At 66.1% G+C, this 22,891-nt stretch carries 17 protein-coding genes; 11 read left to right on the plus strand and 6 right to left on the minus strand.

The features are described 5' to 3' along the window. Positions 1-24 precede the first annotated feature (24 nt). The 3 genes from D2T30_RS00795 to D2T30_RS00805 form a co-directional block, all read right to left on the minus strand. Positions 25-801: an ABC transporter ATP-binding protein gene (locus D2T30_RS00795; protein WP_128186711.1), complete on the minus strand. Its 777-nt coding sequence runs from the start codon at positions 799-801 to the stop codon at positions 25-27. A 108-nt stretch (positions 802-909) separates the two neighbouring features. Continuing rightward, positions 910-2,094: an ABC transporter substrate-binding protein gene (locus D2T30_RS00800; protein ID WP_128207244.1), complete on the minus strand. Its 1,185-nt coding sequence runs from the start codon at positions 2,092-2,094 to the stop codon at positions 910-912. A gap of 223 nt (positions 2,095-2,317) precedes the next feature. After that, positions 2,318-3,373, minus strand: coding sequence for a GlxA family transcriptional regulator (locus D2T30_RS00805; protein ID WP_128207379.1), 1,056 nt, complete (start codon positions 3,371-3,373; stop codon positions 2,318-2,320). 257 nt (positions 3,374-3,630) lie between these two features. On the opposite strand from D2T30_RS00805, the gene D2T30_RS00810 reads away from it, so the two are divergent. After that, positions 3,631-5,001 carry a class II 3-deoxy-7-phosphoheptulonate synthase gene (locus D2T30_RS00810; protein WP_128207245.1) on the plus strand — a complete coding sequence of 457 codons (1,371 nt, stop codon included), beginning with the start codon at positions 3,631-3,633 and terminating at the stop codon, positions 4,999-5,001. Positions 5,002-5,216: 215 nt separating this feature from the next. Here the strand turns inward: D2T30_RS00810 and D2T30_RS00815 are convergent, their stop codons facing one another. Beyond that, positions 5,217-5,939, minus strand: a complete 723-nt coding sequence (locus D2T30_RS00815; RefSeq protein ID WP_128186705.1) for a PAS domain-containing protein — start codon at positions 5,937-5,939, stop codon at positions 5,217-5,219. A gap of 221 nt (positions 5,940-6,160) precedes the next feature. Between D2T30_RS00815 and D2T30_RS00820 the strand changes: the two genes are divergently transcribed. Genes D2T30_RS00820 through D2T30_RS00830 form a run of 3 tightly spaced genes read left to right on the plus strand, consistent with a single transcriptional unit; the run spans position 6,161 to position 8,211 of the window. After that, positions 6,161-7,036, plus strand: a complete 876-nt coding sequence (locus tag D2T30_RS00820) for a YicC/YloC family endoribonuclease (RefSeq protein WP_128207380.1) — start codon at positions 6,161-6,163, stop codon at positions 7,034-7,036. 3 nt (positions 7,037-7,039) lie between these two features. Further along, positions 7,040-7,684 carry a guanylate kinase gene (gmk, locus tag D2T30_RS00825; RefSeq protein ID WP_128186703.1) on the plus strand — a complete coding sequence of 215 codons (645 nt, stop codon included), beginning with the start codon at positions 7,040-7,042 and terminating at the stop codon, positions 7,682-7,684. Then, a complete protein-coding gene (locus D2T30_RS00830) occupies positions 7,681-8,211 on the plus strand; it encodes a gamma carbonic anhydrase family protein (RefSeq protein WP_128207246.1) in 531 nt (176 codons plus the stop codon). Before gmk ends, D2T30_RS00830 begins: the two co-directional genes overlap by 4 nt. A gap of 26 nt (positions 8,212-8,237) precedes the next feature. On the opposite strand, the gene D2T30_RS00835 is transcribed toward D2T30_RS00830, so the two are convergent. Beyond that, positions 8,238-8,600, minus strand: a complete 363-nt coding sequence (locus D2T30_RS00835; protein ID WP_128207247.1) for a hypothetical protein — start codon at positions 8,598-8,600, stop codon at positions 8,238-8,240. A 232-nt stretch (positions 8,601-8,832) separates the two neighbouring features. Between D2T30_RS00835 and D2T30_RS00840 the strand changes: the two genes are divergently transcribed. Continuing rightward, on the plus strand, positions 8,833-9,888 hold the full coding sequence (locus D2T30_RS00840; RefSeq protein ID WP_128207248.1) for a sensor histidine kinase: 1,056 nt from the start codon (positions 8,833-8,835) through the stop codon (positions 9,886-9,888). A gap of 101 nt (positions 9,889-9,989) precedes the next feature. Here the strand turns inward: D2T30_RS00840 and D2T30_RS00845 are convergent, their stop codons facing one another. Beyond that, complete coding sequence (locus D2T30_RS00845) at positions 9,990-11,582, minus strand: alpha-amylase family glycosyl hydrolase (RefSeq protein WP_128207249.1); 1,593 nt, start codon at positions 11,580-11,582, stop codon at positions 9,990-9,992. 162 nt (positions 11,583-11,744) lie between these two features. Here D2T30_RS00845 and D2T30_RS00850 point away from each other — a divergent pair, with 162 nt between their 5' ends. The 6 genes from D2T30_RS00850 to D2T30_RS00875 are packed head-to-tail and all read left to right on the plus strand — an operon-like array spanning position 11,745 to position 22,738. After that, on the plus strand, positions 11,745-14,147 hold the full coding sequence (locus D2T30_RS00850; RefSeq protein WP_128207250.1) for a glycogen/starch/alpha-glucan phosphorylase: 2,403 nt from the start codon (positions 11,745-11,747) through the stop codon (positions 14,145-14,147). A 22-nt stretch (positions 14,148-14,169) separates the two neighbouring features. Then, positions 14,170-16,332, plus strand: a complete 2,163-nt coding sequence (glgB, locus tag D2T30_RS00855) for a 1,4-alpha-glucan branching protein GlgB (protein ID WP_241651156.1) — start codon at positions 14,170-14,172, stop codon at positions 16,330-16,332. A gap of 12 nt (positions 16,333-16,344) precedes the next feature. Then, positions 16,345-17,631 (plus strand): glucose-1-phosphate adenylyltransferase, encoded by a 1,287-nt coding sequence (gene glgC, locus D2T30_RS00860; RefSeq protein ID WP_128186689.1) that lies wholly within the window; start codon positions 16,345-16,347, stop codon positions 17,629-17,631. A gap of 24 nt (positions 17,632-17,655) precedes the next feature. Then, entirely contained in the window at positions 17,656-19,089 is a 1,434-nt protein-coding gene (glgA, locus tag D2T30_RS00865) for a glycogen synthase GlgA (RefSeq protein WP_128207252.1), read from the plus strand. After that, on the plus strand, positions 19,086-21,116 hold the full coding sequence (glgX, locus tag D2T30_RS00870; protein ID WP_128207253.1) for a glycogen debranching protein GlgX: 2,031 nt from the start codon (positions 19,086-19,088) through the stop codon (positions 21,114-21,116). Before glgA ends, glgX begins: the two co-directional genes overlap by 4 nt. Next, positions 21,113-22,738: an alpha-D-glucose phosphate-specific phosphoglucomutase gene (locus D2T30_RS00875; RefSeq protein WP_128207254.1), complete on the plus strand. Its 1,626-nt coding sequence runs from the start codon at positions 21,113-21,115 to the stop codon at positions 22,736-22,738. Before glgX ends, D2T30_RS00875 begins: the two co-directional genes overlap by 4 nt. Positions 22,739-22,891 lie beyond the last annotated feature (153 nt).

Raw genomic sequence — 22,891 nt, forward strand, 5'->3', positions numbered from 1 at the left:
GATTGGAAAAATGGGTCATGGGGGCTATGCCTTCACCTTGTTCTTCAGGCCGCGGCCCAGATAGGCCTCGATCACCGCCTCGTTCTGCATGATCGTGGCGGGGGAGCCTTCGGCCAGCACCTTGCCCTCGGCCATGACGATCACCGGGTCGCACAGGCGGCCGATGAAATCCATGTCATGCTCGATCACGCAAAAGGTATAGCCGCGTTCCCGGTTCAGCCGGATGATCGCATCGCCGATGGTGTTCAGAAGCGTGCGGTTCACGCCCGCGCCCACCTCGTCCAGAAAGACGATCTTGGCATCGACCATCATCGTCCGGCCGAGTTCCAGCAGCTTCTTCTGCCCGCCCGACAGGTTGCCCGCGCGTTCGTCCTTCAGATGCGAAATCGTCAGGAAATCAAGCACCTCGTCGGCCTTCTTCAGAAGGGCGGATTCCTCCTGCGCGATCCGGCCGCGATGGAACCACGTGTTCCACAGCGTCTCGCCCGACTGGCCCGCGGGCACCATCATCAGGTTCTCGCGCACCGTCAGCGTCGGGAATTCATGCGCGATCTGGAAGGTGCGCAGCAGCCCCTTGTGGAACAGCTCATGCGGGGCGAGGCCGGAAATATCCTCGCCATCCATCAGCACCCGGCCCGAGGTGGGCTTGTAGATCCCGGCGATGACGTTGAAGAGCGTGGATTTCCCGGCGCCGTTCGGGCCGATCAGCCCGGTGATGGAGCCCGTCGCGATGGTCAGCGAGGCGCCATCGACGGCATGGAAGCCGCCGAAATGCTTGTGCAGGTTCTCGACCTGTATCATATCGTCCCCTGGTTCATGCGTTGCATGAGGAACAGCCGTTATCGGCTTGTTTCTTAAATGGAACAGCCCGGATCTCTCCGGGCCGTCCTTGCATTCCGCGAAACCCGTTCAGCGGTATTTCACGGTTTCGATCTTGCCATCCGTGATCTCGATCTCGCGGAAGGTGCCGGCGTTCTCGCGGCCGTTGACGAAGTTGACCGAGGTCGCCCCGTCATAGTCGATCGCCGTGCCGGCCTTGAGCAGGTCGAGCCCCTTGGCAAGCTCGCCGGGCAGGATCTTTTCGCCCGGACCATTGGCGATTTCCAGCACCTTGTCCTTGTAGACCTGCGGATCGGTGGAGCCGGCCGCCTGCATCGCCAGCAGCATCAGCGCGGCGGCGTCATAGGCCTCGCCCGAATAGACCGCGGTGCCGTCGAAGCCCGCTTCCTTCGCCATGGCGACGAACTTGTCCTTGCCCTCGCCCTCGGACGACGGCATCTGCCCGAACGATCCGTTGACCTCCGGCCCGAAGTTCTTTTCCAGCGTTTCGCCGATCATCCCGTCGGGGAAGACGAAGGTCTCGAACGCGCCGGAATCGAGCGCGCCGCGCAGGATGCCCGAACCGCCCTGATCGACATAGCCCGCGATCACCAGCGCCTCGCCCCCGGCGGCGGCAAGCGCGCCGACCTCGGCCGAATAGTCGGCCTTGCCGTCTTCATGCGCGGCGACGACGGTGACGGTGCCGCCCTTGGCCTTGAAGGCCTCGGCGAAGCTGTCGGCAAGACCCTTGCCGTAGTCGTTGTTGGTATAGGTCACCGCGACCGACTTGAGGCCGTGTTCAAGGATGATGTCGGTCATCACCTCGCCCTGCCGCGCGTCGGACGGCGCGGTGCGGAAGAACAGCCCCTTGGTGTCCAGCGTCGACAGTGCCGGCGAGGTCGCCGAGGGCGAGATCATCACCACGCCGTTCGGAATCGCGACATTGGTGAGCGAGGCGATCGCCTCGCCCGAACACATGCCGCCGACGATGCCCTTCACCCCTTCCGAGGTGATCAGCCGCTCGACCGTCGCGGTGGCGGCGGCGGCGTCGACGCAGGTGGAATCGCCGCGCACCGGGGTGATCGTGGTGCCGTCGAGCAGCTTGCCGGAGTCCGAAACTTCCTTGAACGCCAGTTCCGCGCCCTGCGCCATCATCGGGGACATCGATTCCAGCGGGCCGGTGAAGCCCAGCGAAATCCCCATCTTGATGTCCTCGGCGAAGGCCCCGCCCGCGGTCAGCGCGATCGCCGCGCTTGCCCAAAGCAGTTTCTTCATCTTCAATCTCCCCGAAATGAATGCCATGGAGCGGACGTTAGCCCTCCCTCCGGCAAAAGAAAAGCGCCGCTCCCCGGCCTGCGATGTGAATCCGGTCACATGGCGCGAAAATGGGCAGCCGGCAAACGCGCGCGACACTTTCTACCTTCATTCTTCCATAAATATCCCGGGGTGAATTTGCGCGTCAGCGCAAAGAGGGGCAGCGCCCCTGCTGCTCCGACGCTCAGAACTTCTCCTCGGGAAAGTCGATCCCGGTGAAGTCGCATTCGTCCCCGATGTCCTCCACGGGAACGGGGGACTGCGCCGCCCCCTCGACCGCCGAGGCGCCGCGTTCCCGATAGGGCGTCGTGCGGTAATGCGCCCGGTAGCATTTCGAGAAATGCGACGGGCTGGCGAAACCGCAGGCCAGCGCCACGTTGATCACGCTCATCTCCGTCTGCATCAGCAGGTTGCGCGCCTTTTGCAGACGGATCTCCATGTAATAGCGTTTGGGCGAGCGGTTCAGATAGCGGCGGAACAGCCGTTCCAGCTGCCGCGTCGACATGCCGACATCCTCGGCCAGATCGGCGGGGCTGATCGGCTCCTCGATATTCGCCTCCATCCGGCCGATCACCTGCGCAAGCTTCGGATGCCGCACGCCGATGCGGGTGGGGATCGACAGGCGCTGGCTGTCGCGGTCGGTGCGGATCGAGGTGTAGATGAGCTGGTCGGCGATGGTATTGGCCAGCGGCTCGCCGTGATCGCGCGCGATCAGCCGCAGCATCAGGTCGATCGAGGCGGTGCCCCCCGCCGTCGTCAGCCGGTTGCCGTCGATCACGAAGACCGATTTCGTCAGCAGGATTTCATCGAATTCCTCGGCGAAGCTGTCCTGATTTTCCCAGTGGATCGTCGCGCGCCGGCCGTCCAGCAGCCCCGCCCGCGCCACCGACCATGCGCCGGTGCAGAGGCCACCCACCGCCGCGCCGCGCCGCGCCTCGCGCCGCAGCCAGTTCAGCACGGGCTTCGAGGTCGCCTCGACCACGTCGATCCCGCCGCAGACGAGCACGGTGTCGTCGCGCGTCACCTCGCCCAGACCCATGTCCACCTGCACGACGGTGCCGTTGGAACAGGTCACCTGCTGGCCGTCCTCCGACGCCAGAACCCATTCGTAAAGCTTCTGCCCCGAAACCTGATTGGCCAGTCGCAAAGGCTCCAGCGCCGAGGCAAAGGCCATCAGCGTGAAACGGTCGAGCAGCAGGAAGATGTAGCGCTGTGGCCGGGTGCTGGCCGGCAACCGCATCGTGCCCTGCGAGGGGGCCGGGCGGGCATGGGTGCGGGGCAGGCTTGGGTGGCGCATTTGCGACCTCTGCAATGTCGTTTCGCGCTTGCTTATCGCGCCGTTGCGCCACGGCAAGAGGCGGCGTGACGGCAACGGGTGAAAATCATGCGATTGCGCCTGTCTGCCTTTATTTTGGGCGCTATCAGAAACGGTTTGTTCTGAGGCGGCAGAGGCCTTATAAGCACGGCACTTCTGGTATTGGTTTTTCGGAGGAAGGAATGATCAAGGGGTGGCAGAAATCCGACTGGCGCGCGAAACCGCGGGTCCAGATGCCGGATTATCCCGATCAGGCGGCCCTGCGGGCTGTCGAGGCGCAGCTTTCGCGCATGCCTCCTCTCGTTTTTGCGGGTGAGGCACGGCGGCTGAAGGCGGATCTGGCGAAGGCGGCGCGGGGGGAGGCGTTCCTGTTGCAGGGCGGCGACTGCGCCGAGAGCTTCGCCGAGTTTTCGGCCGACAACATCCGCGACACATTCAAGGTCATGCTGCAGATGGCGATCGTGCTGACCTGGGGCGCCAAGGTGCCGGTCATCAAGGTCGGCCGCGTCGCCGGGCAATTCGCCAAGCCGCGCTCCGCCGCGACCGAGACGATGGGCGGCGTCGAACTGCCCAGCTATCGCGGCGACATCGTGAACGGTTTCGACTTCACCGCCGATGCCCGGGTGCCCGATCCGGCGCGGATGCTGCAGGCCTATACGCAGGCCGCCGCCTCGCTGAACCTGCTGCGCGCCTTTTCGACCGGCGGTTATGCCGACATGCACCGGGTGCAGTCGTGGATCGCGCATTTCACCGATGGCGAGGAGGCGACCCGCTACCGCAAGGTGGCCGATCAGATCTCGGATGCGATGGATTTCATGGCCGCCGCCGGCGTGACCTCGGAAACCGCGCATGATCTGGGCGGCGTCGATTTCTATACCTCGCACGAGGCGCTGCTGCTCGAATACGAAGAGGCGCTGTGCCGCGTCGATTCGACCACGGGCATTCCGCTGGCGGGGTCGGGCCACATGATCTGGATCGGCGACCGCACGCGGCAGCCCGATGGCGCGCATGTGGAATTCTGCCGTGGCGTGCAGAACCCGATCGGGCTGAAATGCGGGCCGTCGACCACGGCCGAGGATCTGAAGGTGCTGATGTCGCGGCTGAACCCGGAGAACGAGCCGGGCCGGCTGACGCTGATCGCGCGCTTCGGCGCGGGCAAGGTGGGCGAACATCTGCCGCGCCTGATCCGCACCGTGCAGGCCGAGGGGGCGAATGTCCTCTGGTCCTGCGATCCGATGCACGGCAACACGATCAAGTCGGCCTCGGGCTACAAGACCCGGCCCTTCGATTCCGTGCTGCGCGAGGTGCGGGAATTCTTCGCGATCCACAAGGCCGAGGGCACGATCCCCGGCGGCGTGCATTTCGAGATGACCGGGCAGGACGTGACGGAATGCACCGGTGGCGTGCGCGCGGTCTCGGACGAGGATCTGTCGAGCCGTTACCACACCGCCTGCGACCCGCGCCTGAACGCGAGCCAGGCGCTGGAACTGGCCTTCCTCGTCGCCGAGGAACTGCAGGACCGCCGCGCGCTGCGCCGGGCCTCGGGCCTGTAATCCACGGATCGCCCTGACGATGACGAAGCCCGCGCCCCGACCGGCGCGGGTTTTCCTTTGGGGCAGCCGCAAACAGGAAGGCGCCCCGAAGATCGGGGCGCCCCTGCGTTACAGATCACCAACCACCCGCCTGCATGCCCGCTGCGGGCAGTCGTAATCGCACTCGTTACACGGAACAAACAAAACTCGTTACGACGCCGGCAAACCTTCCGGGATCAGTCGTCGGACGACACCACCCGGAACGATGCGCGCCGCGTCTCCGGACTGTCCGGCTTTGACGCGGGGTGAAAAGGGGCCTGTTCCTCGGCAAGTCCGCGGGGCGGGTCCGCGGAGGAAACGTGCGGGGAATGCCGAAGTTCCGCCCGTTCCGGCAAAGATTCCGCTTCTCCCGGCGGCACCACGCGGATCATGTTCAGCGTTGTGACCTCGAACCGGGTGGGGGTGCGGCGGACGTCGCCCTCGGCCACCAGACAGCCAAGCGCCCGGTTGATGTCGCCAAGGTCGGAACGCAGCGGCAGCACCAGCAGCCGCGCCGAAAAGCTCGGCAACCCCTGAAAGGGTTCGGAAACCAGCGTCGCCTCGATGATCGCGGGATCGCGGAACAGGCTTTCGGTCGCCTCGGTGATCTGCGGACGCGAGGAGGTGACGAAGAAGGCGGTCAGCGGCATGCCCCGCACCTCCATCCCCAGAACGTCGCACAGATGCGTTCCCGCCAGCCGGAAGCGGCCGATCCCCGGCGCCACCCGTTCCAGAACGAAGGAATATTCCAGCGCCCGGTCGATCCCGCGCGGGTTCACGTCGGCCCGGTCCGGCACCAGTCGTCCGGCCCGCAGCGCCTCCCAATAGGCGCGCACTTCGGCACTGATCCTGAGACCGAGACCCATCCGGGCCTCAAGGCGAGCGATCTTTCCGGTGATGTCCTCTTCCCGTTCGGTCATGTCAAATCCACCCCTACCCCCTAAAGGGAGAATTTTAACATAGCGCAGGCCGGTTCGTGCGGGGATTCACGGCTGACCGGTCACAAAATTGCTTACGGCCTTTTTAATACTCCAAAGGTATGCCTAAGAAAGGTTTAACTTTGGAACTGGTTAAATCGTTAACGGAGGCAAGGGTGAACGGACCTGCGGGAGGAAAGCGCGCCGAAGGCGGTATCGCCTCGATGACGGGATTCGCCGCCCGTCAGGGCGCCGGGGCCGGGCACGACTGGATGTGGGACATGCGGTCGGTCAACGGCAAGGGGCTGGACCTGAAGCTGCGCCTGCCGGATGTCGAGGGGCTGGAGGCCGCGGTGCGCGCGGCCGTGGCCGGCGTCGCGGCGCGGGGCAATATCTCGGTCACCCTGCGGCTGTCGCGTGCAAAACAGGCCGAGGTGCTGCGCCTCTCGCCCGAAGGGCTGCGCGGGGCGCTGGCCGCCGTGGCGGCGGTCGGGCAGGCGGCGGCGGAACGCGGCATGGAACTGGCGCCCACCCGCGCGACGGACATTCTGGCCCTGCGCGGCGTGATCGAGACCGCGCCGCCCGAGATCGAGGACCCGGATGCGCTGCGCATCGCGCTGCTGGCGGATCTGGACGGGCTTTTGTACGACTTCTCCGCCATGCGCCGGGCCGAGGGCGGCCGGATCGGCGCGGTGATCGCGGGGCAGGTGGAACGGATCGCCCAGCTGACCGAAGAGGCCGCCGGGGTGGCCGAGGCCCGCCGCCCCGAAGCCGCCGCGGCGCTTCAGGCGGCGCTCGCGCGTGTGGCGCCGGTGCCCGGTGCCGATCCGCAGCGCGTCGCGCAGGAACTCGCGCTGATCGCCGTGCGCGCCGATGTGACCGAGGAACTCGACCGCCTGCGCGCCCATGTTGCCGCGGCCCGCGCGCTTCTGGTGCAGGGCGGGCCGATCGGGCGCAAGTTCGACTTTCTCACGCAGGAATTCGTCCGAGAGGCGAATACCCTGTGTTCCAAGTCCGGCTCGACCCGGCTGACGGCGATCGGGCTTGACCTCAAACACGCCATCGACCAGATGCGGGAGCAGATCCAGAACGTGGAGTAAGCCATGCCCATTCCCGACCGCCGCGGGTTGCTCATCATCCTGTCCTCGCCCTCGGGGGCGGGCAAGTCGACGCTGACGCGGCGGCTGATGGCCTGGGACACGACGCTGCGGTTTTCCGTCTCGGCGACGACGCGCCCGCCGCGCCCGGGCGAGGTCGAGGGCAAGGACTACTATTTCACCACGCGCGAGGAATTCATGCGCATGGTGGCCGAGGGTCGGATGCTGGAACATGCCGAGGTCTTCGGCAATTTCTACGGCTCGCCGCGCGATCCGGTCGAGGCCGCGATGCTGGAAGGCCGCGACACCGTTTTCGACGTCGACTGGCAGGGCGGGCAGCAGATCCGCCGCTCGGCGCTTGGCAAGGACGTGGTGTCGATCTTCATCCTGCCGCCGACCATCGCCGATCTGGAAAGCCGGCTGCGCGGGCGCGGGCAGGACAGCGAAGAGGTCATCGCCCGCCGCATGGCGAAATCGCGCGACGAGATCAGCCACTGGGCGGAATACGATTATGTCATCGTGAACCATGAACTGGATCAGGCGGAAAACGATCTGCGCACCATCCTGTCGGCGGAGCGGATGCGGGCCGACCGCCAGCCCGGCCTGACCGAGATCGTGCGGGAACTGAACAGGGAGTTCGAGGCAAGATGATCTACGCGCTGGACGGTGTGGAGCCGCTGATCGCGCCGGATGCCTGGGTGGCGCCGGATGCCAATCTGATCGGGCGGGTGGTGCTGGAGGCCGCCGCCTCGGTCTGGTTCGGCTGCACCCTGCGCGGCGACAACGAGGAAATCCGCATCGGCGCCGGATCGAACGTGCAGGAGAATGTCGTCTGCCATACCGACATGGGCTTTCCGCTGGTGATCGGCGCGGATTGCACCATCGGGCACAAGGCGATGCTGCATGGCTGCGTGATCGGCGAGGGCTCGCTGATCGGCATGGGCGCGACGATCCTGAACGGCGCGCGGATCGGCCGGGGCTGCCTGATCGGCGCCGGGGCGCTGGTCACCGAGGGGAAGGAAATCCCCGATGGCGCGCTGGTCATGGGTGCGCCGGGGCGGGTGGTCCGGATACTCGACGCGGCGGCACAGGAAAAACTGCGGCAATCGGCCGCGCATTACCGCGCCAATGCCGCCCGTTTCGCCAGGGGATTGCGCCCGGTCGCAACGCCTGCCTGAGTCCGGTCCGGCGCGCGGCCGTCAATTCAATGCAAAAGGCGGTCGGTTTCGATGATGGTGAAATTCCCCGCCGACCAGATTTCCCGCACCTCGTCCTGCACCATCGCGTAATGCGGCAGGCTGCGGGCGATCGCGATAAGCTCGCCGCTGTATCCAAGGGTGTTCAGCGCGCGCGCGACATCAAGGATATCATGCGACTCGCACAGCAGCGGCGACAGCACCACATCCGGGCAGGCGCGCAAAATCACATCCGGATCAAGGTCTTGCAACGTCGTCGCATAGGCGCAACCGGACCCCGCATCGCGCAGCACCCCCGGGAGGTCAGGCGTTTGCCCGACATACAGGAAACGGTGTCCGGCAAGATATGGGACAAGTCTTGTGAAGGACATCACTTTATCCGGATCGAGTTGCGGAATGGTCAGACCATCTTTGAAGTTGATCGAAATATTCGCACCTGTAACAACTCAACTCGTCAACAGCGAGGCCGTCATTCGGATTTTGTCCACGCACTGGAACTAAAATATCGCCGATGGGTCAGAATAACAAACAGATTCAACCTGTCATGAAAGGGTCATGCGGATTTGCTTTCGCTGGTCCCAGCAAAAAGGAGCCGCCGCCGGAATGACCCGCGCCCTGACTTTCGCCCTTGTGGACGCTTTACCCTTCGCCTTGTTGATTGTTGATGATCGGGAAAGGATCACCTGGGCCAATCCCGTCGCCGCCGACCTGTTCGGGCGCGATCTGGTGGGGCGGACCTTCGTGACGGCGCTGCGCCAGCCCTCGGTCGGGGAGGCGCTGGAAACCGCGCTGACGGGCGGCGGCGAGGATCGGGTGCGGCTGCGGATCCAGACCACGCGGCGCGAGATCTCGGCCGTGGTGACCACGGCGCCCTTGCCCGCCGATCAGGACATGAACCTGCCCTACGGCGGCGCGATGGTGACGATCGAGGATGTCACCGCGCTCGAGGATGCCGAGGCGATGCGCCGCGATTTCGTCGCCAATGTCAGCCATGAGCTGCGCACGCCGCTGACCGCGCTGATGGGCTTCATCGAGACGCTGCGCGGCAATGCGCGCGACGATCCGGCGGCGCGCGACCGCTTTCTGGGCATCATGGAGCGGGAAGCCGCGCGGATGAACCGCCTTGTCGGTGACCTGCTGTCCCTGAGCCGCGTCGAGGCCGAGGAACGCCGCGTGCCGACGACCGAGGTGGACCTCTCCGCCGTGCTGAAGGGCGCGATGCAGACGCTCGCCCCCACCGCCGAAACGCGCGGGGTCGCCCTGCTGCGCGAAGGCGAAACGGGCCGCCTGCCGGTGCGCGGCGATCCCGACCAGCTGACGCAGGTCTTCGCCAACCTGATCGAGAACGGCATCAAATACGGCGGATCGGGCGGCGAGGTGCGCATCACCGTCACCCGCGTCGCGCATGAACCCGTCCTGCGCGGTCCGGCGCTGCGGGTCGAGGTCGCCGACAAGGGCGAGGGGATCGACGAAATCCACCTGCCGCGCCTGACCGAACGGTTCTACCGCGTCGACACCCATCGCTCGCGCGAGCAGGGGGGGACGGGGCTCGGCCTCGCCATCGTCAAGCATATCGTCTCGCGCCACCGCGGGCGGCTGAAGATCGACAGCCGCAAGGGCGAGGGATCGCGCTTCGTCATCGTGCTGCCCGCGCTCTGATCCGGGCGCGCGTCCCTTCTCCCTTTCGTGTTTCCATAAATATCCCGGGGGTGAATTTGCGCGCATGCGCAAAGAGGGGGCTGGCCCCCTCAGCCCGCGTTCTACACCAGCCAGGCGGCGCCGTTCGGGCCAAGCGTGACCCGCCCGCCCGACAGCGTTGCCGCCACCACCGGCCCGGTCAGCGCGCCGGGCAGCGCGGGCAGGGTGACCGGCTCGGGGCCGAGGTTGAACAGGCAGGTCAGGCTTTCCCCCTCAAGGATGCGGCGGAACCCCAGCACCGGCGCCGGCAGGTCCAGAAACTCCGTCCGGCCAAGCCGCAGCACATCCGACCCGCGGCGGAAGGCCAGCACCTTGCGGTAATGGTGCAGGACGGATCCCGGATCGGCCTCCTCCACAGCCACGTTATGCGCGGCCTGCGGCGCCTTGACCGGCAGCCATGGCTTGACGGCCGAAAAGCCCGCATTGTCACTGTCGTCCCAGACCATCGGCGTGCGGCATCCGTCGCGGCCCTTGTTCTCGGGCCAGAAGCGGATCCCCGGCGGATCGGTCAGTTCCTCGTAGAGCAGGCTGGTTTCCGTCTGGCCAAGCTCCTCGCCCTGATAGATCCCGATCGTGCCCTCGAACGAGGCGAGCATCGCGATCGCCATCCGCGCCAGCGCATCCGTCGTGCCGAACTCCGCCCATCGGGAGACATGCCGCATCACGTCATGGTTGGAGAACGACCACGACGGCCAGCCGTTGGGCGCGGCGGTGAAGAAATCGGTGATGATCTTGCGGAAATGCGCTGGCGAGAAGGGCGGCCCCAGCATGTCGAAGCTGTAGGCCATGTGCAGCCGGTCGCTCCCCGAGGTGTAATCCGCCATCAGCCGCAGCGCGCGGGCGGGCGTGTCGCCCACCTCGGCGATCAGGCAGCGGCCCTCGTATTCATCGGTCAGCGCCCGCATCCGCTTGAGGAAACCCACCGTCTCCGGCTGGCTCTTGTCGTGGTCGTGTTGCTGCATGTCGTAGGTGGACACCGGCGGCCAGCGGTTCGTGTCGGGCGTCGCGGGCGGGTTGTCGCGCAGGAGCGCGTCCTGAATGTAGGAATTCGCCGCATCCAGCCGGAACCCGTCCACCCCGCGGTCGAGCCAGAAGCGCAGCACCCGCAGCAATTCGTCCTGAACCTCGGGGTTGCGCAGGTTCAGGTCGGGCTGCGAGATCAGGAAATTGTGCAGGTAATACTGGCCGCGACCGGGCGCCCATTCCCAGGCGGACCCGCCGAAATTCGACTGCCAGTTGTTCGGCGGCGATCCATCGGGTTTCGGGTCGGCCCAGACATACCAGTCGGCCTTCGCGCCGCGCTGCCGGGAATCCGCGAACCACGGATGCCGGTCCGAGGAATGGCTCAGCACCTGATCGATGATGACCCGCAGGCCCAGCTCATGCGCCCGCGCCAGCAGCGCATCGAAATCCGCAAGCGTGCCGAACAGCGGGTCGATGTCGTAATAGTCCGACACGTCGTAGCCCATGTCCTCCATCGGCGAGCGGTTGATCGGCGACAGCCAGACCGCGTCGGCGCCCAGCCTTGCGACATGTTCCAGCCGGTCGACGATGCCCTTCAGATCGCCGATGCCGTCGCCGTCGCTGTCCTGAAAGCTGCGCGGATAGATCTGATAGATCACCGCGCCGCGCCACCATTCGCTGTCTTGCCGCATTCCGCCCGCCTTCGTCCCGCTGTCATGAATTTGCCGCCATCTTTGCTGATGAAACGGGCAATGAACAGGGTTCTCCGCGCCGCCGGCGCCGCGCGGACCCATGTCCCTTGACGCATGGCAGGGCCCCGGCCCATCAAAAGGCATACGAGCCGCACGAAAGGTATGATCGTGAAAGATGTTTCCGCCCCGACCGTCGAGACGCTGCGCAGCGACATCCTCCACCACCTGATCTATGCGATGGGCAAGGACGCGGACCACGCCTCGGTCTACGACTGGCGCATGGCGCTGAGCTTCGCGATTCGCGACCGGATCGTGACCCCGTGGTTCGCCGCGACGAAGCAGACCTGGGATCAGGGCCGCAAGCGGGTCTACTACCTGTCGATGGAATTCCTGATCGGGCGGATGCTCGAGGATGCGGCGATCAACCTTGGCATGCGGGCGGTGGCGCGCGAGGCGATCGAAAGCCTCGGGCAGGACTGGCGCGCGGTGGTCGAGGATGAACCGGATGCGGCGCTCGGCAACGGCGGCCTCGGCCGGCTGGCGGCATGCTACATGGAAAGCATGGCGACGCTTGGCTGCGCGGGCTACGGCTACGGCATCCGCTACGAGCACGGCCTGTTCAAGCAGGGCTTCGATCACGGCCGGCAGGTCGAGGCGCCCGAGGACTGGCTGAAACAGCGCCATCCGTGGGAATTCGAGCGCCCCGAGGTCGCCTATGAGATCGGCTTCAAGGGCGGGGTGGAAAAGCAGGGCGGCAAGTCGGTCTGGCATCCCGGCGAAACCGTGATCGCCGAGGCGTTCGACATGCCGATCATCGGCTGGCAGGGGCGGTGGGCCAATACGCTCCGCCTGTGGTCGGCGAAATCGACGCAGATCTTCGATCTTGCGCGGTTCAACCACGGCGATTATGCCGCCGCCGCCGAACCCGAGGCGCTGGCCCGCACGCTCAGCCGCGTGCTCTATCCCGACGACACCACCTATCAGGGCAAGGAACTGCGGCTGAAACAGGAATATTTCCTGACCGCCGCCGCGCTGCACGACATCATCTATCGCCATCAGGCGGCGGGGCTGTCGCTGGCCGATCTGCCGAAATACGTGGCGATCCAGATGAACGACACCCATCCCGCCATCGCCGGGCCTGAACTGGTGCGCATCCTGACCGATCTGCACGGCATGCCCTTCGATCAGGCGATCGGCATCGCGGTCGAGACGCTGGGCTACACCAACCACACCCTGCTGCCCGAGGCGCTGGAACGCTGGGCCACCTATCTGATGGGCGCGGTGCTGCCGCGCCACATGCAGATCATCGAGGCGATCGACGCATGGCATCTGCGCAACAACCCCTCGCGGCCGCATTACGTCGGCATCGTCAAGCATCAGGAAGTGCGGATGGGGGAGCTGGCCTTCATCACCTCGCACAAGGTGAACGGGGTTTCGGCGCTGCATACCGAACTGATCAAGCAGAACCTGTTTCCCGAGCTGAACAAGCTGCATCCCGGCCGGATCGTCAACGAAACCAATGGCGTGACCCCGCGGCGCTGGATCCGCGCGGCGAACAAGGACCTGTCCTACCTGATTTCCGACACCATCGGCGATGTCTGGGAGGCCGATCTGGACCGTCTGGGCGAGCTGGAAAAGCACGTCGAGGACAAATCCTTCCGTGACGCCTTCGCCGCCGCCAAGCACAAGAACAAGGTGGCGCTGTCGAACTGGATCGGCGAGACGCAGGGGGTCAAGGTCGATCCGGCGGCGCTCTTCGACGTGCAGGTGAAGCGCATCCACGAATACAAGCGCCAGTTGCTGAACATCCTGCAAACCATCGCCGAATGGAACGAGATCCGCACCAACCCGCAGGGCAGCTACCTGCCGCGGGTGAAGATCTTCGGCGGCAAGGCGGCGCCCGGCTATCAGGCCGCGAAAGAGATCATCCGCCTGATCAACGACGTGGCCTTCGTCATCAACAACGACCCCTATGTGGGCGACCGGCTCAAGGTCGTCTATCCGGCGAACTACAACGTCTCGATGGCGGAACGGCTGATCCCCGCCTCGGACCTGTCGGAGCAGATCTCCACCGCGGGCAAAGAGGCCTCGGGCACCGGCAACATGAAATTCGCGATGAACGGCGCGCTGACCATCGGCACGCTCGACGGGGCGAATGTGGAAATCCGCGAACAGGTGGGGGCGGACAACTTCTTCCTCTTCGGGCTGACGGCGGCCGAGGTGATGGAACGCCGCAAGGACCCCGAACACGCCCGCCACGCGATCCTTGCCAGCCAGAGCCTGCAGGACGTCTTGCAGATGATCGCCGAGGGCCGCTTCAGCCCCGATGAGCCGACCCGCTATCACGGGCTCGTCCACAACATGTGGCATTCGGATTATTTCCTCGTCGCCTCGGACTTCGACGCTTTCCGCGCCGCGCAGGCCGAGGTCGACGCCGCCTTCGGCGATCCGGAACGCTGGTGGCGCATGGCCGCCCTGAATACGGCGCGCATGGGATTCTTTTCCTCCGACCGGGCAATCCGTGGTTACATGGCGGATATCTGGGGGACTGAATCGGCCCTCTGAATTGCCGGGACCGGGGGGAAGCGTGACGATTGACCGACAGGTGGCCGAGGCTCTGGTAGCGGGCAGGCATGAAGACCCCTTCGCGGTGCTGGGTCCGCACCGGACCGATCAGGGCGACCGGATCGTGGCGCTGGTGCCGGATGCGGAACGGCTGTGGGCGGTGGGCGCGGAAACGGTGGAACTGTCGCCGGTCGTGCCGGGGCTGTTCTGCGGCCCGTGGGACGGCGGGCCCTATCGGCTGCGGGCGGAAAACGCGCTGGCGACATGGGATTTCGACGATCCCTACGCCTTCGGCCCGGTGCTCGGCGCGATCGACGAATATCTGATCGGCGAGGGCACCCATCGCCGGTTGTGGGAGGTTCTGGGCGCCCATGCGATCACCCACGAAGGCCGGCGCGGCGTGCATTTCGCCGTCTGGGCGCCTTCGGCGAAGCGGGTGTCCGTGGTGGGCGGCTTCAACAACTGGGACGGGCGCCGCCATCAGATGCGCCGCCGCGGCATGACCGGCGTGTGGGAGATTTTCATTCCCGCCCTGATGCCGGGCGAGGCGTATCGCTATGAAATCCTTGGCGCGGAGGGGCGGCTTGAGCCGCTCAAGGCCGATCCGGTCGGTTTCGGGGCGGAACATCCGCCGGCCAAGGCCTCGGTCGTGCGGGAGCTGGATCTGCATCCCTGGGGCGATGCGGCGTGGCTGGCAAAGCGCGACAAGGCGCGGGCGGTCCGCGCCCCGGTCTCGGTCTACGAGGTGCATCTGGGATCGTGGCGGCGTGTCGCGGGCGAAGGGAACCGGCCGCTCAGCTATCACGAACTCGCCAGCCGGCTGGTCGATTACGTCGCCGATCTGGGCTTCACCCATATCGAGATCCTGCCGATCACCGAACATCCCTTCGACGGAAGCTGGGGCTATCAGCCGATCGGCCTCTATGCGCCGACGATCCGCCACGGCCGGCCCGAGGAATTCGCCGAATTCGTCGATGCCGCGCACCGGCGGGGGCTGGGGGTGATCCTCGACTGGGTGCCCGGCCATTTCCCGACCGACGACCACGGGCTGCGCCGCTTTGACGGGACGGCGCTTTACGAACATGCCGACCCGCGCGAGGGCTTCCATCAGGACTGGAACACGCTGATCTACAATTACGGCCGGCGCGAAGTGGCGAATTACCTTGAGGCCAACGCGCTGTTCTGGCTCGACCAGTATCATCTGGACGGGCTGCGGGTGGATGCCGTCGCCTCGATGCTGTTCCGGGATTATTCACGGCCGGCCGGGGAATGGGTCCCGAACGCCGAGGGCGGGCGCGAGAACCTTGAGGCCATCGCCTTCCTGCAATCCACCAACCGGCTCGCCTATGCGGAAAAGCCGGGGATCATGATGATCGCCGAGGAAAGCACCACCTATCCCGGCGTCACCCGCCCGGTGGACAAGGGCGGGCTGGGCTTCGGCTTCAAGTGGAACATGGGCTGGATGAACGACTGGCTGCGCTATTTCGCGCGCGAGCCGATCCATCGCCGCTGGCACCATAACGAGCTGACCTTCGCCAGCTCCTACATCTACAGCGAGAATTTCTTTCTGCCGATCAGCCATGACGAGGTGGTGCATGGCAAGGCCTCGATGATCGGCAAGATGCCCGGATCGGACGTGGAGAAATTCGCCAACCTGCGCGCCTTCTACGCGCTGCAATGGGGGCATCCGGGCAAGAAGCTGTTGTTCATGGGGCAGGAATTCGCGCAATGGCGGGAATGGTCGCATGAACGGGAACTCGACTGGAACCTGCTCGACTATGCGCCGCATCAGGGCGTGATGCGGCTGATCCGCGATCTGAACCGGCTTTACCGCGAAACGCCGGTGCTGCACTGGGGCGATGCCGATCCCGAGGGGTTTTCCTGGATCGAGGCGGACGACGCCGAACATTCCGTCTATGTTTTCGCGCGCCGCGCGCCCGGCCTGCCGCCGGTGGTGGTGGCCGCGAACCTGACGCCGGTCGAGCGGATCCTGCGCATCGGCCTGCCGCAGGATGGCGTCTGGCGCGAGGTGCTGAACACCGACAGCGCCCATTATGGCGGCGGGAACCGCGGCAATCTGGGCGGCATTACCGCCATGCGGGAGCCGACATCCCGGTGCGATTTCAGTGCGGAGGCCTATCTGCCGCCGCTTTCCGTAGTGATGTTCACGCCTGGCGCGGCGTAAGGGGGGTCGAAGATGTCGTTTCAACACAATCAGCCGCTGGCGAACCAGCGCCTTTCAAGCCAGTCGATGGCCTTCGTGCTGGCGGGCGGGCGCGGCTCGCGGCTCAAGGAGCTGACCGACCGGCGCGCCAAGCCCGCGGTCTATTTCGGCGGCACCTCGCGCATCATCGATTTCGCGCTCTCGAACGCCTACAACTCCGGCATCCGCAAGATGGCGATCGCCACGCAATACAAGGCGCACAGCCTGATCCGCCATGTCCAGCGCGGCTGGAGCTTTTTCCGCGCGGAACGCAACGAATATCTCGACATCCTGCCCGCCAGCCAGCGGGTCGATGAAACGAAATGGTATATGGGCACCGCCGACGCCGTGGCGCAGAACATCGATATCGTCGAGGATTACAACGTCCGCTACGTGGTGGTTCTGGCGGGCGACCACATCTACAAGATGGATTACGAAATCATGCTGCGCCAGCATGTCGAAACCGGCGCGGATGTGACCATCGGCTGTCTGACCGTCCCGCGCGAGGAAGCCTCGGCCTTTGGCGTCATGGCGGTGGATGAGGCGGGGCAGGTGACCGCCTTTCTGGAAAAGCCCGCCGATCCGCCGGGGATGCCGGGGGATCCGGACAACAGCCTTTGTTCGATGGGGATCTATGTCTTCGACTGGCAATTCCTGCGCGAACTGCTGATCCGCGATGCCGAGGATCCGAATTCCAGCCATGATTTCGGCAACGACCTGATTCCCGAGATCGTGAAATACGGCAAGGCCATGGCCCACAAGTTCAGCGAAAGCTGCGTCAAGACAGGGCTGGAAACCGAACCCTACTGGCGCGACGTGGGCACGATCGACGCCTTCTGGCAGGCGAATATCGACCTGACGGAATTCACGCCCAAGCTCGACCTTTATGACAATGCCTGGCCGATCTGGACCTATGCGGAAATCGTGCCGCCGGCGAAGTTCATCCATGACGAGGATGGGCGGAGGGGCTCGGCCGTGTCCTCGCTGGTGTCGGGGAACTGCATCGTCTCGGGGTCCGAGGTGCGCAATTCGCTGATCTTCACCGGCGGGCGGGCGCATAGCTGGTCCTCGCTCGATCATGTCGTGGCGCTGCCCTACGTGGATATCGGGCGTTCGGCGCGGCTGACCCGCTGCGTGATCGACCGGGGCGTGCATATCCCGCCCGAACTGGTCGTGGGCGAGGACCCGGACGAGGACATGAAGTGGTTCCGCCGGTCCGAGGGTGGGATCGTGCTGATCACCCAGCCGATGCTGGATCGCCGCGCCGCGATGTTGGATTGACCGGGCTGGATTGAAGGAGCTTCCATGAAACGAGTGCTGTCCGTCGCCTCAGAGGCGGTGCCGCTGGTCAAGACCGGGGGGCTTGCCGATGTCGTCGGCGCGCTGCCCGGGGCGCTGCTGCCGCAGGGCTGGCACATGCGGGTGATGATCCCGGCCTATCCGGGCGTGCTGGACCGGATCGGGGCGGGGGACCCGGTCTGGGGGGCGGACAATTTCTTTGGCGGCACGGCGCGGGTCTGTCTGGGGCAGGTGGGGGAAACCTCGGTTCTGGCGCTGGACGCGCCGCATCTTTACGACCGGCCGGGCGGGCCTTACGGCGATTCCCGCGGCGAATACTGGGACAATGCCGAACGCTTCGCGGCGCTGTCCTGGGCGGCGGCGGTGATCTCCCGCGAGGGGGTCGAGGGCTGGAAGCCCGAGGTCGTCCACGCCCACGACTGGCAGGCGGGGCTGCTGCCCGCCTTCCTGCGCTACTGGAACAGCGGCATCCCCACGGTGATGACGATCCACAACATCGCCTTTCAGGGGCGCTTCGGCCCGATGAAGATGGGGCCGATGCGCCTGCCGCCCGAATGGTTCCAGCGCGAGGGCTATGAATTCTGGGGCGACATCTCGACGCTGAAGGCCGGGCTGATGGCGGCGGATGCGATCACCACCGTCAGCCCGCGCTACGCCGAGGAACTGATGCGCGGCGAATTCGGGCTGGGTCTGGAAGGCGTGATGCAGCTGCGGTCGGGGGTGGTCGAGGGCATCCTGAACGGCGTCGACACGGCGGTCTGGGACCCGGCGGGGGACCGGGGCGCCTATCCCTATTCGGTGTCGCGGCTGGCCGGCAAGGCCCGGAACCGCAAGGCGCTGCTGGCGGAATTCGGGCTCGACCCGGATCTGGCCGGGCCGCTCGCGGTCGTCGTGTCGCGGCTGACGGCGCAGAAGGGCATCGACCTCGTGCATCAGGCGATCCCCGATTTCGTCGCGGGCGGCGGCGCGCTGGCGGTTCTGGGCACCGGCGACGCCTGGGCCGAGGATCAGATGCGCGAGCTTGCCTGGCGCTATCCTGGCCGGGTCGGCGTGCGCATCGGCTATGACGAGGCGCTGAGCCATCAGATGTTCGCGGGCGGCGATGCGGTGCTGGTGCCCTCGCGGTTCGAGCCCTGCGGCCTGACACAGATGTATGGTCTGCGCTACGGCTGCGTGCCGGTCGTCTCGGCGGTGGGGGGGCTGGCCGATACGGTGATCGGCGCCACCCCGGCGAGCGAGGCGGCCGGCGCCGCGACGGGCATCGTCTTTCATCCGGTCGATGCGCTTGGCCTGCGGCAGGCGCTGCACAAGCTGCTCGCGCTTCATGCCGACCGGGCCGGATGGCAGGCGATGGTGCGCCGCGGCATGAAGGCGGACTGGAGCTGGAACCGCTCCGCCGCGCGCTATGCCGCGCTTTACGACCGGCTGATCGGCGCATGATCCGGCCCGGGGACCCACGGATACTGGGCGCGACGCCGGGCGAGGGTGGGGTGAATTTCGCGCTCTTCTCCGCCCATGCGGAGCGGGTCGAGCTGTGCCTGTTCCGCGGTGCGGAGGAGGAACGCCACACCCTGCCGGATCGCACGGGCGACATCTGGCATGGCTTCGTGCCCGGGATCGGCGTGGGGACTGCCTATGGCTACCGGGTCCACGGGCCTTGGGCGCCCGATCTGGGCCATCGCTTCAATCCGGCCAAGCTGCTGATCGACCCCTATGCGCGGGCCTTGTCCGGCCCCTTGCGGTGGGACCCGATGATGCAGGGGGGCATCGGGATCAGCCGTCCCGACATGCTGGACAGCGCGCCGGTGATGCCCCGGTCGCTGGTCTGCCACACGGAACGGCCGCTGTGGCACCGCCCCGATACGCCGCTCGCGCGCACGGTGATCTACGAGGCGCATCCCAAGGGCCTGACTGTGTGCCACCCCGAGGTGCCCGAGGACCTGCGCGGCCGCTATGACGGGCTGGCCTCGGAACCGATCATCGCGCATCTGAAGGCGCTTGGCGTCACGGCGCTGGAACTGCTGCCCTGCGCGGCCTTCATCGACGACCGCTTTCTGATGGAAAAGGGGCTGACGAACTACTGGGGCTATCAGCCCGTGGGCTTCTTCGCGCCCGAGCCGCGCTATGGCGGACCCGAGGCCTTTCGCCGGATGGTGCGCGGCCTGCATGCGGCGGGGATCGAGGTGCTGGTCGATGTCGTCTTCAACCATTCCGGTGAAGGCGGCGCGCCGGGTCCGACGCTCTCGATGCGCGGTATCGATAATGCCTGCTATTACCGTCTGGCCGAGGGCGGACGCGCCTATGTCAATGTCACCGGCACCGGCAATACGCTGAACTGCGCGCATCCCTACGTGCTCCGGCTGGTGACGGATTGCCTGCGTCACTGGGTCGAGGAACTGGGGGTGGACGGCTTCCGTTTTGACCTCGCGGCGACGATGGGGCGCGATGCGACGGGATCGTTCAGCCCCGAGGCGGCGCTGCTGTCCGCCATCCGTCAGGATCCGGTCCTGCGCGGGGTGAAGCTGATCGCCGAGCCATGGGACATCGGCCCGGGGGGCTATCAGCTTGGAAATTTTCCCTGGCCTTTCATGGAATGGAACGACCGATACCGCGACGGCGTGCGCCGGTTCTGGCGCCGCGACCGGGGGCAGATGCCGGAACTCGCCCGCCGCATCGCCGGCTCGGCCGAGATCTTCGACCGCGACGGGCGATCGGCGATGGCCTCGGTCAATTTCGTCACCGCGCATGACGGCTTCACCCTGCATGACGTCGTGTCCTACACCGAAAAGAACAATGCCGCGAATGGCGAGGGCAATCGCGACGGCCATAACGCCAACCATTCCGAGGCGCTGCCCGATCCCGTTTCCAAGGCCGCGCGCAAGCGGGCGATGCTGGCGACGCTGATGATCTCGCAGGGCGTGCCGATGATCCTTGCGGGGGACGAGATCGGCAATTCGCAGGCCGGCAACAACAACGCCTATGCGCAGGACAACATCATCGGCTGGGTGAACTGGACGGGGGCGGATGTCGAGCTTGCGGCCTTCGTCGGGCGGATGGCGGCGATCCGGCACGCCCATCCGGTGCTGCACCAGCGCCGCTTCCTGCATTCCAAGATCCGCCATCAGGACGGCATCCGCGACCTGATCTGGCGGCTGCCCTCGGGGGCCGAACCCTCGGCGCAGGACTGGCTCGACCCCGAGGCGCGGTGTCTGTGCGTAGAGATCCGCGGCGCCGCCGAAGGTCCGCAGGGCGAGGCCGGAAGCACCGCCGTCTTCGTCATCTGCAACGCCGGGCCGATGGTCGACGTGCGCCTGCCCGAGGGGCGCTGGCGTCTTCTGGCCGACAGCGCGCATCCGACCCGGCCCGAGGCGGATCACGCGGCCGTAACGTCTTGCGTTGCCGCGCAATCTGTTCAACTGTTCGCGCGCCCGATCACGGGGCCGATCTCCCAGCAGGAGCACATATGACGATCCATCAGACCAAACCGTTCGACGGCCAGAAGCCCGGCACCTCGGGCCTGCGCAAGAAGACGCCGGTCTTCATGCAGCCGAACTATCTTGAAAACTTCATCCAATCGACCTTCGACGCCATCGGCGGCGTCGTGGCCAAGACGCTGGTTCTGGGCGGCGACGGGCGCTATTTCGGTCAGGAAGCGGCGCAGACGATCCTCAAGATGGCGGCGGCGAATGGCGCGGCGCGGGTGATCGTCGGGCAGGGGGCATGGCTTTCGACGCCGGCGGCCTCGAACCTGATCCGGGTCCGCAAGGCCGATGGCGGGATCATCCTCTCGGCCAGCCACAATCCCGGCGGCCCGAACGAGGATTTCGGCGTCAAATACAACATGGCGAACGGCGGCCCGGCCCCCGAGTCGGTGACCGAGGCGATCTATGCCCGCTCGCAGGAAATCACCGAATACCGCAAGCTCGATGCCCCGGATGTCGATCTGGCGGCGCTTGGCACGGTGCAACTCGGCGATACCACCGTCGAGGTCGTCGATCCGGTCGCGGATTACGCCGACCTGATGGAAACCCTGTTCGATTTTCCGGCGATCCGGGCGCTGTTCGCGGGCGGTTTCCGCATGCGGATGGATTCGATGTGCGCGATCACCGGCCCCTATGCGCGGGAGATCTTTGAAAACCGTCTGGGCGCGGCGCCGGGCACGGTGGCGCATGGCACGCCGCTGCCGGATTTCGGCGGTATGCACCCCGATCCGAACCCGACATGGGCGCATGAGCTGATGGCCGAGATGACGGGCGAGAACGCGCCCGATTTCGGCGCGGCCTCGGATGGCGACGGCGACCGCAACATGATCGTCGGGCGCGGGATCTATGTCTCGCCCTCCGACAGCCTCGCGGTGATCGCGGCCAATGCGCATCTGGCCAAGGGCTACAAGGCGGGACTCAAGGGGGTGGCGCGCTCGATGCCCACTTCGGCGGCGGCCGACCGGGTGGCGGCGAAGCTCGGCATCGCCTGCTATGAAACCCCCACCGGCTGGAAGTTCTTCGGCAACCTGCTCGACGCGGGCAGGGTCACGGTTTGCGGCGAGGAAAGCTTCGGCACCGGCTCGGACCATGTGCGCGAAAAGGATGGGGTCTGGGCGATCCTGATGTGGCTCAACATCATCGCCGCGCGCGGGCAGGGCGTGGCCGAGATCGTCGCCGATCATTTCCGCACCTATGGCCGGAACTACTATTCCCGCCACGATTACGAGGCGCTGCCGAAGGATGTGGCGAATGCCATGCTGGACGATCTGCGCGGGCGGCTGACGGCGCTGAAGGGCGTTTCGACGAACGGCCTGACGATTGAAAGCGCCGATGAGTTTTCCTACACCGATCCGGTCGATGGCTCGGTCTCGGCGCATCAGGGCTTCCGCATCCTGTTCGAGGGCGGCTCGCGCGCCGTGCTGCGGCTCTCGGGCACCGGAACCGAAGGGGCGACGCTGCGCGTCTATTACGAACGCTATGTCCCCGGCCCGGATGGCCTTGCCGAGGACCCGCAGGAAGCCCTCGCCCCGGTCATCGCGGCGGCGGAGGATCTTGTCGGTATCCGCGCGAAAAGCGGCCGCCCCGAGCCGGACGTCATTACCTGATCCCCGCGGAACCGCGCGGCCCCCGGTCGCGCGGTCCCATCGCGCTTCCTGCCTTCATTCTTCCATAAATATCCCGGGGTGAATTTGCGCGTCAGCGCAAAGAGGGGCAGGGCCCCTTCTTCTCTTTCCCCCAAAAGAAAAGGGGCGCCGACA

It is taken from the genome of Paenirhodobacter populi, assembly GCF_004022215.1.
GTDB lineage: Bacteria > Pseudomonadota > Alphaproteobacteria > Rhodobacterales > Rhodobacteraceae > Rhodobacter > Rhodobacter populi.

Bases quoted from the DNA above. Each gene is read 5' to 3' on its own strand.
- D2T30_RS00795 (WP_128186711.1), bottom strand. From the start codon at position 801: ATGATACAGGTCGAGAACCTGCACAAGCATTTCGGCGGCTTCCATGCC.
- D2T30_RS00800 (WP_128207244.1), bottom strand. From the start codon at position 2,094: ATGAAGAAACTGCTTTGGGCAAGCGCGGCGATCGCGCTGACCGCGGGC.
- D2T30_RS00805 (WP_128207379.1), bottom strand. From the start codon at position 3,373: ATGCGGTTGCCGGCCAGCACCCGGCCACAGCGCTACATCTTCCTGCTG.
- D2T30_RS00810 (WP_128207245.1), top strand. From the start codon at position 3,631: ATGATCAAGGGGTGGCAGAAATCCGACTGGCGCGCGAAACCGCGGGTC.
- D2T30_RS00815 (WP_128186705.1), bottom strand. From the start codon at position 5,939: ATGACCGAACGGGAAGAGGACATCACCGGAAAGATCGCTCGCCTTGAG.
- D2T30_RS00820 (WP_128207380.1), top strand. From the start codon at position 6,161: ATGACGGGATTCGCCGCCCGTCAGGGCGCCGGGGCCGGGCACGACTGG.
- gmk (WP_128186703.1), top strand. From the start codon at position 7,040: ATGCCCATTCCCGACCGCCGCGGGTTGCTCATCATCCTGTCCTCGCCC.
- D2T30_RS00830 (WP_128207246.1), top strand. From the start codon at position 7,681: ATGATCTACGCGCTGGACGGTGTGGAGCCGCTGATCGCGCCGGATGCC.
- D2T30_RS00835 (WP_128207247.1), bottom strand. From the start codon at position 8,600: ATGTCCTTCACAAGACTTGTCCCATATCTTGCCGGACACCGTTTCCTG.
- D2T30_RS00840 (WP_128207248.1), top strand. From the start codon at position 8,833: ATGACCCGCGCCCTGACTTTCGCCCTTGTGGACGCTTTACCCTTCGCC.
- D2T30_RS00845 (WP_128207249.1), bottom strand. From the start codon at position 11,582: ATGCGGCAAGACAGCGAATGGTGGCGCGGCGCGGTGATCTATCAGATC.
- D2T30_RS00850 (WP_128207250.1), top strand. From the start codon at position 11,745: ATGATCGTGAAAGATGTTTCCGCCCCGACCGTCGAGACGCTGCGCAGC.
- glgC (WP_128186689.1), top strand. From the start codon at position 16,345: ATGTCGTTTCAACACAATCAGCCGCTGGCGAACCAGCGCCTTTCAAGC.
- glgA (WP_128207252.1), top strand. From the start codon at position 17,656: ATGAAACGAGTGCTGTCCGTCGCCTCAGAGGCGGTGCCGCTGGTCAAG.
- glgX (WP_128207253.1), top strand. From the start codon at position 19,086: ATGATCCGGCCCGGGGACCCACGGATACTGGGCGCGACGCCGGGCGAG.
- D2T30_RS00875 (WP_128207254.1), top strand. From the start codon at position 21,113: ATGACGATCCATCAGACCAAACCGTTCGACGGCCAGAAGCCCGGCACC.